This window comes from Neisseria maigaei, from assembly GCF_958267405.1.
Taxonomy (GTDB): domain Bacteria; phylum Pseudomonadota; class Gammaproteobacteria; order Burkholderiales; family Neisseriaceae; genus Neisseria; species Neisseria bergeri.
This window is the reverse complement of record NZ_CATQFT010000008.1, coordinates 16,047-31,275: the sequence shown is the minus strand read 5'-3', so window position 1 is coordinate 31,275 and position 15,229 is coordinate 16,047. Positions and strand designations below refer to the sequence as shown.

General features: G+C 43.7%; 18 protein-coding genes and 1 pseudogene. 15 read left to right on the top strand and 4 right to left on the bottom strand.

Features of this window, described 5'->3' with window-relative positions; translation table 11 throughout:
• Window positions 1-69: 69 nt before the first annotated feature.
• Window positions 70-525 carry a DUF4948 family protein gene (locus tag Q3O06_RS03400; RefSeq protein WP_007172853.1) on the bottom strand — a complete coding sequence of 152 codons (456 nt, stop codon included), beginning with the start codon at window positions 523-525 and terminating at the stop codon, window positions 70-72.
• A 252-nt stretch (window positions 526-777) separates the two neighbouring features.
• Here Q3O06_RS03400 and Q3O06_RS03395 point away from each other — a divergent pair, with 252 nt between their 5' ends.
• A complete protein-coding gene (locus Q3O06_RS03395) occupies window positions 778-1,392 on the top strand; it encodes a hypothetical protein (protein WP_301817723.1) in 615 nt (204 codons plus the stop codon).
• On the opposite strand, the gene Q3O06_RS11145 is transcribed toward Q3O06_RS03395, so the two are convergent.
• Window positions 1,336-1,647: a polymorphic toxin type 44 domain-containing protein gene (locus Q3O06_RS11145; protein ID WP_373323487.1), complete on the bottom strand. Its 312-nt coding sequence runs from the start codon at window positions 1,645-1,647 to the stop codon at window positions 1,336-1,338. The two genes, Q3O06_RS03395 and Q3O06_RS11145, sit on opposite strands and share 57 nt — an antisense overlap.
• Window positions 1,648-1,841: 194 nt before the next feature.
• On the opposite strand from Q3O06_RS11145, the gene rbfA reads away from it, so the two are divergent.
• From rbfA to Q3O06_RS03365, 6 genes are all read left to right on the top strand, one after another.
• Entirely contained in the window at window positions 1,842-2,213 is a 372-nt protein-coding gene (gene rbfA / locus Q3O06_RS03390) for a 30S ribosome-binding factor RbfA (protein ID WP_002219120.1), read from the top strand.
• A 10-nt stretch (window positions 2,214-2,223) separates the two neighbouring features.
• Complete coding sequence (locus Q3O06_RS03385) at window positions 2,224-2,748, top strand: hypothetical protein (protein WP_301817785.1); 525 nt, start codon at window positions 2,224-2,226, stop codon at window positions 2,746-2,748.
• A 57-nt stretch (window positions 2,749-2,805) separates the two neighbouring features.
• Window positions 2,806-3,726 carry a tRNA pseudouridine(55) synthase TruB gene (gene truB, locus Q3O06_RS03380; RefSeq protein WP_301817722.1) on the top strand — a complete coding sequence of 307 codons (921 nt, stop codon included), beginning with the start codon at window positions 2,806-2,808 and terminating at the stop codon, window positions 3,724-3,726.
• Window positions 3,727-3,942: 216 nt separating this feature from the next.
• Window positions 3,943-4,422 (top strand): site-specific DNA-methyltransferase, encoded by a 480-nt coding sequence (locus tag Q3O06_RS03375; RefSeq protein ID WP_301817721.1) that lies wholly within the window; start codon window positions 3,943-3,945, stop codon window positions 4,420-4,422.
• 232 nt (window positions 4,423-4,654) lie between these two features.
• Window positions 4,655-6,013, top strand: coding sequence for a site-specific DNA-methyltransferase (locus Q3O06_RS03370; RefSeq protein ID WP_441338283.1), 1,359 nt, complete (start codon window positions 4,655-4,657; stop codon window positions 6,011-6,013).
• Entirely contained in the window at window positions 6,003-8,777 is a 2,775-nt protein-coding gene (locus Q3O06_RS03365; protein WP_301817720.1) for a DEAD/DEAH box helicase family protein, read from the top strand. The genes Q3O06_RS03370 and Q3O06_RS03365 overlap by 11 nt, the downstream gene beginning before the upstream one ends.
• 148 nt (window positions 8,778-8,925) lie before the next feature.
• On the opposite strand, the gene Q3O06_RS03360 is transcribed toward Q3O06_RS03365, so the two are convergent.
• Window positions 8,926-10,098, bottom strand: a complete 1,173-nt coding sequence (locus Q3O06_RS03360) for an alpha-hydroxy acid oxidase (RefSeq protein WP_301817719.1) — start codon at window positions 10,096-10,098, stop codon at window positions 8,926-8,928.
• A 349-nt stretch (window positions 10,099-10,447) separates the two neighbouring features.
• Between Q3O06_RS03360 and iscR the strand changes: the two genes are divergently transcribed.
• The 7 genes and pseudogenes from iscR to iscA all read left to right on the top strand — a co-directional run bounded on the left by iscR (window position 10,448) and on the right by iscA (window position 14,463).
• On the top strand, window positions 10,448-10,894 hold the full coding sequence (iscR, locus tag Q3O06_RS03355; RefSeq protein ID WP_301817718.1) for a Fe-S cluster assembly transcriptional regulator IscR: 447 nt from the start codon (window positions 10,448-10,450) through the stop codon (window positions 10,892-10,894).
• A gap of 28 nt (window positions 10,895-10,922) precedes the next feature.
• Complete coding sequence (locus Q3O06_RS03350) at window positions 10,923-12,137, top strand: IscS subfamily cysteine desulfurase (protein WP_301817717.1); 1,215 nt, start codon at window positions 10,923-10,925, stop codon at window positions 12,135-12,137.
• A 217-nt stretch (window positions 12,138-12,354) separates the two neighbouring features.
• Window positions 12,355-13,017: a hypothetical protein gene (locus Q3O06_RS03345; RefSeq protein WP_301817715.1), complete on the top strand. Its 663-nt coding sequence runs from the start codon at window positions 12,355-12,357 to the stop codon at window positions 13,015-13,017.
• A gap of 179 nt (window positions 13,018-13,196) precedes the next feature.
• Window positions 13,197-13,325 (top strand): hypothetical protein, encoded by a 129-nt coding sequence (locus tag Q3O06_RS03340; RefSeq protein WP_301817714.1) that lies wholly within the window; start codon window positions 13,197-13,199, stop codon window positions 13,323-13,325.
• A gap of 67 nt (window positions 13,326-13,392) precedes the next feature.
• Entirely contained in the window at window positions 13,393-13,779 is a 387-nt protein-coding gene (gene iscU / locus Q3O06_RS03335) for a Fe-S cluster assembly scaffold IscU (RefSeq protein ID WP_003746470.1), read from the top strand.
• A gap of 107 nt (window positions 13,780-13,886) precedes the next feature.
• A pseudogene (locus Q3O06_RS03330) lies at window positions 13,887-14,054 on the top strand (recombinase RecA); the annotation flags it as partial.
• Between the two features lie 88 nt (window positions 14,055-14,142).
• Window positions 14,143-14,463 (top strand): iron-sulfur cluster assembly protein IscA, encoded by a 321-nt coding sequence (iscA, locus tag Q3O06_RS03325; protein ID WP_301817708.1) that lies wholly within the window; start codon window positions 14,143-14,145, stop codon window positions 14,461-14,463.
• Here iscA and Q3O06_RS03320 read toward each other — a convergent pair.
• On the bottom strand, window positions 14,423-14,644 hold the full coding sequence (locus tag Q3O06_RS03320; RefSeq protein ID WP_003751095.1) for an alternative ribosome-rescue factor A: 222 nt from the start codon (window positions 14,642-14,644) through the stop codon (window positions 14,423-14,425). The genes iscA and Q3O06_RS03320 overlap by 41 nt on opposite strands.
• A gap of 81 nt (window positions 14,645-14,725) precedes the next feature.
• Here Q3O06_RS03320 and hscB point away from each other — a divergent pair, with 81 nt between their 5' ends.
• Window positions 14,726-15,226, top strand: a complete 501-nt coding sequence (gene hscB, locus Q3O06_RS03315; protein ID WP_301817706.1) for a Fe-S protein assembly co-chaperone HscB — start codon at window positions 14,726-14,728, stop codon at window positions 15,224-15,226.
• Window positions 15,227-15,229 lie beyond the last annotated feature (3 nt).

Genomic DNA, 15,229 nt, shown 5'->3' with positions numbered 1-15,229 from the left:
TTCGGGTTGCCAAGTATAATAACTATATCCGTGCTTATCAATATAAAAGAATAGCATACATCTCAAGAATCAATTCTCTCGACTGAGATGTATATACCAACCATTTTTTATAGGACGATATAACTCTATATTTGCAGAATATCTTTGAGCAACTTGATCCAAATCTTCCTCCGTAATTCTTTCTACGATATACATTTCAGTGCTGGGATCTAAGGCAACCTCTTTATCGTAGTTCTTTATATGATCCTCAAGATTTGGAGTATAGACATACTCCTTGTACCCTCCGCTGATAGAAACACCCCATGTATGAAAGAGCAAGCATACTTCTGATATCCCATCATACTGTATACTAATAATATCCAGTCTCTTGATTAAAGAGTCCAATTCCTTTTTATCTTTAGATGAAATAACATAGGCTGTACTATCTGTTTCGTCATAAGGGGGATAATGAAATCCATCGTACTTAACAGAAATTTTTCTCAATCTCTCAAATTCAGACTCGTAGAGATTGAAATGCTCTAACATTTGATGATCTGACGACACATTATTTCTTGTACACCCAAAAAGCAAAAAAATGAATGTAATTAAAAAGAATATTGATGATTTAGGCATTTCTTGATATTTACAGGTTTGTTATCTTGATAAGATTTATAGATTTCATCTAAGATAACTTGAGCCGTTAAGAAAGAAGGAGTTCCTCCATATCTATTATATAGTCTGAAACCTATTTTGATAGCTTCATTATATCTATAAAGGAAATTTTAAAGTACACCCATAATGGAAAAAATGTTTTATCAAATTAGCGACCCCACACAAAATGTTCCCGAAGGAGATGACATTTGGATAGATCAATTGAAACAAGAGAATATAATGTGCGATTGTGGAAATATCATTAAACATACAGCAATTGATGTCTTTCTAAATGAAAAAATAAAAAAAAGTTTTGCTCCAATTACCTACGCAAGAGGTACATTTATTGGAATGTTACATAAAGATATTGTTTCATTACTGGGCATTCAAAATATTGAGAATGTATATTTTGTAGGAAAGGTTTATGATGTAAACAAAACTGTATCCAAAGAATACATTTCAGTTGTTCCAAAATTTAGAATTTATATAAGGGGAGGGAAAGAATCAACTTGTAGTATATGTGAAAAGTGCGGAGTCGTTTTATATTTTCCTTTGCCATTAAATAGTTGGTATATTGTGGATAAATCTATCCCAAATCTCACTTTCTTTCCAAGCGCTTTAACAGGTATTATTGTGAATGACGAAATTTTAAAACAAATAAAAAAATCAGGAATTAAAAGAATTGGATATGAAAAATTGCCAGTATTAAAAGAAGCAATTGATGGTCACAATAGTTGTTTTGGGGCTTTGCCACCGGAATAATGACCTTTTCGGCAAAATCAAGAGTACTCGCAATGTCTTAGTTCCCTCAATATCACTCGCATCATCAAAAGCTGCTAAAAAATCTGCATCCCAAAGTTCTCTAATCCGATTTTGAATGTATTGAGAAACCCATGCCCCCAAATTTCGATTATTATCTTTCAACTGTACTACTCCTGCCCCGGCTGTTAACTCCCATTCTGTAAACCCAACCGCTTTTCCGATGAAACCATAGTGTATATTTAGACCACAAGTCATAGAAAAACAAGAAATGTTTATTCTTATCACAAGACCAATGTTTATACCCTTGAAGTCTTTGTATTGCCTTCTTGTGATCCCAGGTACATCCTGCCGCGTATTACCTTAAAATCCCGCCGATTCGGCTATAATACGCCCCTTTGCAACCGCCCCGGCGGCAGAAATGCCGTCTGAAACCAAATCTGAGGATATCCATGAGAAAACCCCAACGCGGCTACGCCCGCCAAGACCGTGTCAAAGAACAAATCATGCGCGAGCTTGCCGAACTCGTCCGTACCGGACTGAAAGACCCCCGCGCCGGCTTCATTACCGTCAACGAAGTCGAAGTTACCCGCGATTACAGCCACGCCACCGTGTTCTACACCGTTTTGAACCAAGATGCGCGCGAAATTACGGAAGAAGTGCTGGAACACGCACGCGGACACCTCCGCAGCGAATTGGCCAAACGCATCAAGCTGTTCAAAATCCCCGAACTCCATTTCAAATACGACGAATCGTTGGAACGCGGTTTGAACCTGTCCGCCCTTATCGATCAAGTAGCGGCGGAAAAACCGGTTGAAGACTGATACTGCTAGAATGAACAATCTGATTCCCGAACATTTAGCCGCCTATGTACATAGTGATGGCCTGCAAATTGAAGGCAGGCATCGTTGCTTTTCATTATCCTGCCAAGGTAGAGATACTTTCCACATCCGTTACTATGGAGAGCCTTTTGATGGATTGATTACCGATACTGATAAGGCTCCGGTAAAAATTGTGGCGGTAGAAGCTGTAAGCGGCGATGAAATCGTACTGTTTGATGGAGCGGAACATGGCTATAACGCTATGTTTTGCGACAAATATAGTCCAAATCAAAAGCAAAACAGAACATTAACTGATTTGGATGAGTATACGTACCGAGTTCTGATCCATCTTTATTACAATATAGACTATGAAGATGAATATGAAGATTTCGTCAATTCTGAAGGACAAGTCCCCTTAATTGATGGTCGCGTCATTAGTTTTGACTCATTAAAACGAAATGGCTTTGATGCAATCAGCGTTGATCTAATTGATGAAAAACACTCTGTTCGTGAATTATTGAATGAAGAATTAAGCTAACACGCAGGCCGTCTGAACCCTTTCAGACGGTCTGAACATTAATATTCCCTAATTAATATGACCAACAAACCCGCCAAACGCCCGGTCAACGGCGTTCTTCTTCTCGACAAACCCGAAGGCCTTTCCAGCAACACCGCGCTGCAAAAAGCGCGGCGTTTGTTTCATGCCGAAAAAGCCGGACATACCGGCGTACTCGATCCTTTGGCGACCGGACTTTTGCCTGTCTGCTTCGGCGAAGCGACCAAGTTCGCCCAATATCTGATTGATGCCGACAAAGCCTACACCGCCACGCTGAAACTCGGCGAAGCCAGCAGCACCGGCGATGCCGAAGGCGAAATCATCGCCACTGCCCGCGCCGATATTTCCTTGGCCGAATTTCAGACGGCATGCCAAGCACTGACAGGCGACATCCGCCAAGTGCCGCCGATGTTTTCCGCCCTCAAGCACGAAGGCAAACCGCTGTACGAATACGCACGCAAAGGCATCGTCATCGAACGTAAACCGCGCGACATTACCGTTTACGCCATCGATATTACCAAGTTTGACGCGCCCAAAGCCGTGATAAGTGTGCGTTGCAGCAAAGGCACCTATATCCGCACCCTCAGCGAAGACATCGCCAAACACATCGGCACGTTCGCCCACCTGACCGCCCTGCGCCGCACAGAAACCGCCGGCTTTACCATCGCCCAAAGCCACACGCTCGAAGCCTTGGCAAACTTGGACGAAACAGAACGCGACAGCTTGCTGCTACCCTGCGACGTATTGGTTTCACACTTTCCCCAAACCGTTTTAAACGATTATGCCGTCCATATGCTCCAATGCGGGCAACGACCGCGTTTCGAGGAAGACCTGCCTTCCGATACGCCGGTACGCGTTTACACTGAAACCGGAGAATTTGTCGGTTTGGCAGAATATCAAAAGGAAATATGCCGTCTGAAAACGTTGCGCCTGATGAACACGGCGGCATCCGCCGCCTGAACGGCGGTTAAAAATACGGGCTGTGTTTGAATAATGTGTTGATATTTCCGTAAAATCACGACACACTCGGACACCCGCCCCGCTTATCGCAACTTTGCGAACGCCCCCGGAAACAGCAAATACAACAAATGATTGATTTTATTAAAATTTATTTGTAAAACCATTTGCCGTTACACAAGAATGGAACATTAAAATGACTGATGAGGATTTATAACGATGAAGACAGACATTCAAGCCGAATTAACCCAAGCCCTGCTATCACACGAAAAAGTATGGGCAAATGAAGAAAAAACTATTTTAGCCAAAAACATCCTGTTGGATTTGGTGGAAAAAACCGACCCGGTCATTATCGGTTTGTTATTGAATAATGATGAGTTAAAACGCCATTTCTTTGTGGAAGTGAATGGTGTTTTGGTATTTAAATTGCAGGATTTTCGTTTTTTCTTGGACAAACACAGCGTCAATAATTCCTACACAAAATACGCCAACCGCATTGGTTTGACGGACGGCAACCGCTTTTTGAAAGACAGTTCGGATATTGTGTTGGATTTTCCGTTTAAAGATTGCGTATTGAATGGCGGGCAAAGCACCGAAGAAGGCGAAGAGATTTATTTTAAACGCAATAATAGTCAGTCAGTCAGTCAGTCAGTCAGTCAGTCAGTCAGTCAGTCAGTCAGTCAGTCAATTATACACTAAATTAACCCAAAAAAGACAAGAAATCTTTTTTAATCAAACGCTTGCTTTTGATGAAATTGACCGACTTTTTGACGCAAAAGCATTCTCAAAATTCTCCCGCTACACCGCAGACGGCAAACAAGCCGTTGGCGAAATCAAACGCCATTCAGGCGGCACACCAGCCGAAAATCTCATTATCAAAGGCAATAATCTGATTGCCCTGCATTCGCTTGCCAAGCAGTTTAAAGGCAAAATCAAACTGATTTATATTGACCCGCCATACAATACAGGCAATGACGGTTTCAAATACAACGACAAATTTAATCATTCCACTTGGCTGACTTTTATGAAAAATCGGCTAGAAATCGCCAAAGAGCTGCTTATGGAAGACGGTTCGATTTTTGTGTCGATTGACGACAACGAACAGGCATATTTGAAAATTTTAATGGATGAAGTTTTCGGAAATGAAAATTTCATCTGCAATTTTATTTGGGAAAAAAAGACAGGTGCGTCCGATGCCAAACAGATAGCGACTATTACAGAGTTTGTCTTATGTTACTCAAAGAACTTTAAAACAGTTAAATTAAATAAAAATACGTCTTCTTATGATACAGAGAGATACAAATTAAGTGATAAGTTTGAACAGGAAAGAGGCAAATATTATATCGACAATTTAGATAGAGGAGGATTGCAGTATAGTGACAGTTTGAATTTTGCAATCCAATGTCCAGATGGCACTTTTACGTATCCGAATGGCAGGACTGAATTTGTCAATGATGGCTGGATATGGAAATGGAGTAAAAATAAAATTGATTGGGCAATAACAAACGGTTTTTTGGAGTTTAGAAAATCAAAGTCTAAAAAATCTGGATGGAGTGTATGTTATAAAAACTATATGTTGGTTGATAACGAAAACAAGCCGATAGAACGTTCTGCTCCCTATAAGAACTTAATACAGGATATCTTAAATACACATGCGACAGATGAATTGAAAAAACTGTTCGGCAGCAAAGTTTTTACTACTCCAAAACCTGAGAGCTTATTGCAGTATCTTATTCAAATTGCCACATCCGAATCCGACATCGTCCTAGATTACCATCTAGGCTCTGGCACAACCGCTGCCGTTGCTCACAAAATGAACCGCCAATATATCGGTATTGAACAAATGGATTATATTGAAACGCTTGCCGTCGAACGCTTGAAAAAAGTGATTGAAGGCGAGCAAGGCGGTATTTCCAAAGTTGTAACCTGGCAAGGCGGCGGCGAGTTTGTCTATGCCGAACTTGCCCCATTTAACGAAACCGCAAAACAACAAATTTTGGCTTGTGAAAATTTAGACGGCATCAAAACGCTGTTTAAAGATTTATGCGAACGCTATTTCTTAAAATACAACGTCAGCGTGAATGAGTTTGGTCAAATCATTCAAGAGCCTGAATTTCAATCTTTGCCATTAGACGAACAAAAACAAATGGTGCTTGAAATGCTGGATTTAAATCAAATGTATGTTTCATTATCCGAAATGGACGACGAACAATTTGCAGGCTGCCTGAACGATAACGATAAAGCGTTAAGCCGTGCGTTCTATCAAGCGGAGAAAAAAGATGGCGAATAATAAAACGTTGTTTGATTGGGTGGAAGACCGCAAATCAACGCTGGAAGAAATGGAACAGACGGATTTTTTTGCACTGCCTGAATTTGTTTCCAATAATTTGAAATATCCGTTTTTTGAATGGCAAAAATCGGCTTTAGAAAATTTTTTGATTTTTGACCGCACTTCAAAATTAAAGGATTTCCCCGACATCAAAAACCGCCCTACCCATTTGCTGTTCAATATGGCAACAGGTGCAGGCAAAACGATGATGATGGCGGCGTTGATTTTGTATTATTTTGAAAAGGGTTATCGGCATTTTCTGTTTTTTGTGAATCAAAACAATATTGTGGATAAAACGGAAAATAATTTTATTGACCCGGCGCACGCAAAATTTTTATTTACCGAGAAGATTTTGCAGGGCGATACGGTAATTCCCATTCGCAAAGTGGAAATATTTAGCCCACATTCAGACGGCATTGAAATTAAATTTACCAGCATTCAAAAACTGTATAACGATATCCACACCGAACGGGAAAACCAAACCACATTGGCGGATTTGCATAAATTGAACCTTGTGATGCTGGGCGATGAAGCACACCATTTAAACGCGCAAACCAAAAGCAAAAAACAAGGCGAATTAGATTTAGAAAAGGAAATGAACGACCGCACTAGCAATGCCGAAATTGAACGCAAAGGCTGGGAGCATATGGTTTTGGAATTGTTACTCAATAAAAATGGCAATCCCAGCGAAAATGTGCTGTTGGAATTTACCGCCACACTGCCTGAAAACGCTGAAGTGCAACAAAAATACGCTGATAAAATCATCACAAAATTTGGTTTAAAAGAATTTTTGCAAAAGGGTTATACCAAAGAAATCAATTTGGTATCCAGTACACTGGGCAAGAAAGAGCGAGTGTTGCACGCTTTATTGTTTGCTTGGTATCGCCATCAAATTGCGTTGAAATATGGCATTGCCAATTTCAAGCCTGTGATGTTGTTTAGAAGTAAGACGATTGATGAATCAAAAGCGGATTATTTGGCATTTTTAAATTGGGCAGAAAATGTGCAAGCGGATGATTTTGAGTTTTTGGATACGTTTTCAGGCAGCCTGAATAATAGCGACAACGCCAACGAACAAGGCAAAACCCGCACCGAACAAGCCCTAAAATTTATGCAGGAAAATGGCTTTGAGTTTGCACATTTGGCAAATTGGGTGAAACAAAATTATCAAAAACATAATGTGATTATTACCAACTCCGAAACCAACAAAAACAAAACTGAAAAAACCGACAGCGAAACGGAAAAATTGCTGAATAATTTGGAAGCGGCTGATAATCCAATCCGTGCCATTTTTACGGTGGATAGATTAACCGAAGGTTGGGACGTTCTGAATTTGTTTGATATTGTGCGTTTATATGAAGGGCAAAACGGCGGCGGTTCAAATAAAAAATCAGGCAAAACGGCTGCCGCCACCGTATCGGAAAAGCAGTTGATCGGTCGCGGCGTGCGTTATTTTCCATTTGCGTTTGAAGATAAACAGCCGAATAAACGCAAATTTGACAACGATATGCAACACGAAATGCGTATTTTGGAAGAATTGTTTTATTACACGCACGATGAGCAATCCCGCTATATTTCAGAACTGAAAAACGAATTGAGAAAAGACGGTTATTTGCCTGAAAAAGACGATGATAAAGTATTGGCAACATTTAAACTCAAATCTGAATTTGCCGATAATAAGGATTTTAGAGAGTTGTTAATTTGGGCGAATAAAAAAATCCCCAACCCAAACGCCAAAAGCAATAATGCAGACAGCCTGAAAGCCAATCCGCAAACGCTTTCATTCCAAGTTCACGGCAATCAAATGTTGCAGGAAACGCAATTTACAGCCGATGAAAATGATGAAACAGCCCGACAAATCGGCACACAAAATAATTTTACTCAAACCATAAAAATGAGTGAAATAGAACGGCACATTTTCAATAAAGCATTACATATCAAAGGGAAAAATAGTCAATCTTTATTCCATTTTGACCGCCTGCAAAGCAAACTCAACATTCAAAATCGCAATGAATTGCAAAATAAATTGTTGAAAGACTGGCAGATTGAATTTTTGGGATTAGAGCAAGATAAACAGATTAGCCTAGATGATAAACTTGCAGGCTGCCTGAAAATCTTGGAAATGGTTGAAAAACACCTCAATGAAAGTGATACGCCATTTATTGGCACAAAAGAATTTACGCCTAAGAAATTGGGGGAAATTTTCGGCACGCCAAAACAAAAATGGGTCAAAAAAGATGATGTAAAAACGACTATTGCCACGCAAAATGATTGGTATGTGATGGATAATTTTGCTGGAACGAGTTTGGAAGAAGCGTTAATTCAATTTATTTCAGAGCGTTTGGGCGATTTGAAATCTAAATATGACGTTCATTTAATCCGCAATGAAGAAGTGTTTAAATTGAATAACTTTGCCGATGGTGAAGGATTTATGCCGGACTTTGTTTTATTGCTGAAAGATAAACAAAAATCTTCTTCCGACAGCGTGGACGGCTTTTTGCATTACCAAATTTTCATTGAACCGAAAGGCGGGCATTTAGTGGAAAATGATTCGTGGAAAGCAGCTTTTTTAGAAGCAATCACAGTGGAATATGGGAAGGATAAAATCCTGCAAAAAGATACACCGCATTATCGTTTGATCGGTTTACCGTTTTTTACCGATCATCAGAAAAATGGACAATTTACGGAGTCATTCCCTTTAGGTGCGGCATCGCTTGAAAAATAGAGTAGTGCATTGCAGGCAGCCCCGTTTGACAAAACTTCCTTTACAAAAGGGCGTTTTGTCAGATAGTTAATCAACACATTATTAAAATACAGCCAAATTTTAATGCCGTCCGAACCATGTGTTCAGACGGCATCGTATTTTTCAGTATTTAAACCGTTTCCCTACCCCAATCTTTACCCCTTAAAATCGAGGCATCGACATCTTGAATATCACGGTGTCCCGTAAACGCCATAGATATATCCATTTCTTTATACAGGATTTCCAGCGCACGGGTTACGCCTTCTTCACCATACGCACCCAAACCATACAGAAACGCCCTGCCTATCATCGTACCTTTCGCACCCAAAGCCCACGCCTTCAAAATATCCTGACCGCTGCGGATGCCGCTGTCCATCCAAACTTCGATGTCGCTGCCGACTGCGCTGACGATGTCGGGCAATGCCTTGATGGCGGACACGGTATCGTCGAGCTGGCGGCCGCCGTGGTTGGAAACGACCAATGCGTCCGCGCCGCTTTTCGCCGCCCTTTCCGCGTCTTCTGGTTCCATAATGCCTTTGATAATCAGCTTGCCGCCCCACAAATCTTTAATGCGGGCGACATCGTCCCAGCTCAGGCGCGGGTCGAATTGTTCGGATGTCCAAGAAGACAGCGAAGACAAATTGCCGACGTTTTTGGCGTGTCCGACGATATTGCGGAACGTGCGGCGTTCCGTGTTCAGCATTTTCATGCACCATTCCGGCTTAGTCGCCAAATTGATTAAATTGGCGATGGTCGGTTTCGGCGGCGCGGACAGGCCGTTTTTAATGTCTTTGTGGCGTTGGCCCAAAACCTGCAAGTCGGCAGTCAAAACCAAGGCCGAACATTTGGCATCTTTCGCACGCTTAATCAGGTTTTCCATAAACTCGCGGTCGCGCATCACATAAAGCTGAAACCAAAACGGCGCGCTAGTGTTCTCGGCAACGTCTTCAATCGAGCAGATAGACATCGTGGACAGCGTAAACGGAATACCGAACTTCTCCGCCGCCCGCGCCGCCAAGATTTCACCGTCGGCGTGCGCCATACCGGTAAAGCCCGTCGGCGCAATCGCCACCGGCATTTTCACATCCTGCCCGATCATTTTGGTCTCTAAACTACGGCCTTCCATATCAACCAATACCTTTTGTCGGAAGCGGATATCTTTGAAATCCGAAGTATTTTCCCGATAAGTCGTTTCCGTCCACGAACCCGAATCGATGTAATCGTAAAACATACGCGGCATTTTGCGCTTGGCAACGCGGCGCAAGTCTTCGATGCAGGTCATTTTGCTCAAATCACGTTTCATCTTGTTTTTCCCTGTTTGACAGCCTGATGGAATATGCCGTCTGAAACCGCTTGAGCCTTCAAACGGCATTTCAGGCAATACCCAAATAAACCACTAAGATTTAGATAATCTATATCAATATCAAAAATAAATCAAATCGTTTTAAAGCCGCTTGCCGGCAAAACACCCCGACCGCCGCTCCTCAAAAAACATAACCGGCTGATTCAAAAAACCAAACAAATAAAGCAAAATCAGACTATACCGCCATTTAAACAAACAATCGGCAACAGCTCCCCCATACTTGACTGAAACACTCAGATATTGGACAATTCCGCCCACTATAAAAAAGCCGACACGGGCAACCACCACCATGAGACTGACCACCAAAGGGCGTTTCGCCGTTACCGCTATGCTGGATTTGGCGATGAACGCGCAAACCGGCGCTGTCAAACTCAGTGCCATCAGCGAACGCCAAAACATATCCCTCTCCTATCTCGAGCAATTGTTCGGCAAACTTCGCCGCGCCGGACTGGTTGAAAGCCTGCGCGGGCCCGGCGGCGGCTACATCCTCGCCGCACCGGCGGCACGCATCAACATCGCCCAAATCATTTCCGCCGCCGAAGACCGGCTGGACGCGACCCAATGCGGCAGCAAAGCCAACTGCCACCACGGCGCGCCCTGCCTGACGCACGACCTTTGGGAGAATTTAAACAAAACCATCAACGACTACCTCGGCAGCGTTACCCTGCAAAGCATCATCGAACAGAAAAACAGCAGCGACGGCAGCCGCGTCGTCCAATTTACACACATCCATTAAATAACACCCGAAAAAGAAAGAGCAAACCATGACCGTCAAAACCCCCGTTTACCTCGACTACGCCGCCACTACCCCCGTTGACAAACGCGTTGCCGAAAAAATGATTCCCTATCTGACCGAAACCTTCGGCAACCCCGCCTCCAACAGCCACGCATTCGGCTGGGAAGCAGAAGAGGCCGTCGAAAAAGCCCGCGCCGACATCGCCGCCCTGATTAATGCCGCCCCCAAAGAAATCGTCTTCACCAGCGGCGCGACCGAGTCCGACAACCTCGCCATCAAAGGTGCGGCAAACTTCTACAAAACCAAAGGCAAACACCTCATCACCGTCAAAACCGAACACAAAGCCGTTTTAGATACAATGCGCGAACTCGAACGCCAAGGTTTCGAAGTAACCTACCTTGGCGTGCAGGAAAACGGTTTGATTGATTTGGAAGAACTCAAAGCCGCCATCCGCGACGACACCATCCTGATTTCCGTGATGTGGGTGAACAACGAAATCGGCGTAGTGCAAGACATTCCCGCCATCGGAGAAATCTGCCGCGAACGCAAAATCATTTTCCACGTCGATGCCGCCCAAGCCTGCGGCAAAGTGCCTGTGGACGTAGAAGCCGCCAAAATCGACCTGCTCTCGATGTCCGCGCACAAAGTGTACGGCCCCAAAGGCATCGGCGCACTGTACGTCCGCCGCAAACCCCGCGTCCGCCTCGAAGCCCAAATGCACGGCGGCGGCCACGAACGCGGCTTCCGCAGCGGCACCCTGCCGACCCACCAAATCGTCGGCATGGGCGAAGCCTTCCGCATCGCCAAAGAAGAACTCGAACAAGATATGGCGCACTACCGCAAACTGCGCGACATCTTCCTCAAAGGCATCGAAGGCATCGAAGAAGTCTATATCAACGGCGACCTCGAACACCGCGCCCCGAACAACCTGAACGTCAGCTTCAACTTCGTCGAAGGCGAAAGCCTGATTATGGCAGTGAAAGAACTCGCCGTATCCAGCGGCTCCGCCTGTACCTCCGCCTCGCTCGAACCCAGCTACGTCCTGCGCGCGCTCGGCCGCAACGACGAACTGGCACATTCATCACTGCGCATCACCTTCGGCCGTATGACCACCGAAGAAGAAGTGCAATTTGCCGCAGAACTGATTAAATCCAAAATCGGCAAACTGCGCGAACTGTCGCCGCTGTGGGAAATGTTCAAAGACGGAATTGATTTGAACTCGATTGAATGGGCAGCGCATTAAAAGCAGCCTGCACTCGGCAAAATGGAACGCGGATGTCCATATTCGCGTTTTAAGTTGCTGGAAAAGCATCTGAATGACTATACACACATGCTTCGTTTAATAATTGGATTATAGTTAAGTCAACGGGCTTTTAATGTAGCTACATAGTTAGAACAATTCCAAAAGGTAAGTATTACGGTAACAAATGGTAATATCTGTAGATAAACAAGGAGTAAAGATGAATAATACTAATACTATAAAAGTAACATGGTATGAGAAAACCGTTGAATATGCGTTTGCACGAAAATTTTTAGAAGCCGCAGCAATGCCACTATCAGGCACTGCAGAAAAGGTTGGTGATGCGATATTTTATGAAGGAAATTCATTTTTTATTATTGAATTCAAGCGTGGCTTGAATTTAGAGCAAGAAAGAGAGAGCGAGAGAAATAAATATTCTAATCTTGAGGAAGCAATCGAGAACATACAGGAAAAATATCCTGCGTGTGAATCACATTTCGTTATTTGGGGGTATTTAGATAAAAAACTAAAGCTTGAGTTGAGGGCGCAAACATATATTGATTTTATAGGCGAAGGGCTTGGTTTCGAACCTTATGGTGAACCATGTGAGTTAAATTGTTATCCATGTGAATCAAATTCGTTGTGTCGATATTTCCAACCATTGAATAATTTAATGCAACTAAAAGAGTATTTACAAGTATTGATTAATGAAAAGAAAAGTTCATCAAAAGATAGTTCCAGCGTTGATTATGGGAATATTTTAATTGTAGATAAGGACGGTAACGCTTGTGCTTTATCTGATAGAGAAGTTTTGCAAAAACTAGAATTAAAATTTCCAACTGATACACCTTCTTCCACCTCCTCTCTCTCCTTGAGCATGTAATGATAAAGCTAGCAAACGTAGGTAGATTAGGTTAAAAAACAATAAATCTGTTAAACCGCCCGAAATGTTAGTTTTGACAACCCAACCCGTACAAAAACAAAAAAAGGCCGTCTGAAACCTCAAAAAGACCTTTTCAGACGACCTAAAAGCCACCACATTAAAATCAAGGATACAAAACCATGGACGAACAAGAACTCGACCTCGACAATCTCGACAACCTGCTTGACGATTTTGACGGCGTTACCGTCGAAGGCGGCGTCGATTCGGAAAACGACGAAGGCTGCGAAGGCGGCGCGTGCAAAATCTGACTCATGCCGTCTGAAAACCGGCAAACAAACCACTGAAACCATCAAAAAACATTAAGGAAACCACATCATGGCATACAGCGATAAAGTTATCGACCACTACGAAAATCCCCGCAACGTCGGCACTTTCGACAAAGACGACGAGTCCGTCGGCACCGGTATGGTCGGCGCGCCCGCCTGCGGCGACGTGATGCGCCTGCAAATCAAAGTCAACGACGAGGGCATCATCGAAGATGCAAAATTCAAAACTTACGGCTGCGGCTCCGCCATCGCTTCGTCCAGCCTGATTACCGAGTGGGTCAAAGGCAAAAGCTTGGATGACGCGCTGGCAATCAAAAACAGCGAAATTGCCGAAGAGTTGGAATTGCCTCCAGTTAAAATCCACTGCTCCATCTTGGCTGAAGATGCAGTAAAAGCAGCCGTTGCCGACTATCGCAAACGTCAGGAAAATAAATAACCTTGTTTGCCAGATACTTAGTTTGCAGACATTAATGTCTAAATCGGCTTGATAGGCACCAACTGCCATATAAGTGCGCCAGCACCTGCAAAATCAAAGAAGACTATATGCCTTTTACTGATGAAGAAGTCCAATCCCTACTTGCTGTCGAAGGCATAGGTAAAACCATATTGCAGCGTTTGCAGCAAATGGGCTTGGATGATGTTGCCACACTGGCGGCAGCGGATTTGGACGATGTTTTGGAACAGGGTGCACAATTAACCGGCTCAACCTGTTAGAAAAACAGTCCGCAGGCAAAAGCCGCCGTTTCTGCCGCGATAACATAGGCAAAACAGAAAATAATTGCGAAATGAGGAAAGAAGCATGATTACCATCACAGAAAATGCAGCCAAATACATCAACAATTACCTGACAAAACGCGGCAAAGGCTTGGGTGTGCGCTTGGGCGTGAAAACCAGCGGCTGCTCGGGCATGGCCTATAACCTCGAATTTGTCGATGAAGCGAACGAGGACGACCTGATTTTCGAAGGACACGGCGCACGCATTTATATCGATCCGAAAAGCTTGGTTTATCTCGACGGTACGCAAGTCGATTACACCAAAGAAGGTTTGCAGGAAGGTTTCAAATTTGAAAACCCGAATGTCAAAGACTCCTGCGGCTGCGGCGAGAGCTTCCACGTTTAAGGCATAAAAATGGCGGGACAGTATCAAAACCGTCCCGCCATTTTTTCGCTTCCTGCCTGTTGTAGCTGCCTTTGCCTTTCCTTTTCCGTTCCACCTTGTGTCGGAACAAATCGGATTTCACTAAGGCTTTTAAAGCATTGTCGCGTATTTTGCCTTTATTGTGCTGCACTTTGCCGCCCATATTCAGTCCTTTCGTTTAAGAAGCAGCAGATTATAAGGCAAAAACAGTTTTCTGCCAAAATCTTACATTTATCATTCTACTATGTCCCAATATTTTACCCTCTTCCGGATTGAACCCGCTTTCGATATCGACACCGAAAGCTTGGAGCAAACCTACCGCGCCTTGGCTGCCCGTTTCCATCCCGATAAATTCGCTTCAGCTTCCGCTTTCGAACAAAAGCAGGCAGTGATGATGTCTTCCACCATCAACGATGCCTACCGTACCTTGAAAAACCCCATCGACCGCGCCGCGTACCTGTTGAAAACATTGGGTATAGATGCCGATGCGCCGGAACACACCTCTTTCGCCCCCGAATTCCTCATGCAGCAAATGGAATGGCGCGAAACGCTGATGGAGGCACAGGCAGGCAACGACCTTGACTCCTTGAAAAATCTCGATAACGAAATCCGCGCCGAACAAGAAAAACTGTTCTGCGGTCTGAAACAGTCATTCGCGCGCCAAGACTGCGACACCGCCGCACAACAAGTCCGCCAAGGCAGGTTTCTCGACAAACTCCGCAACGAAATCTCCTCCGCATTATAATCC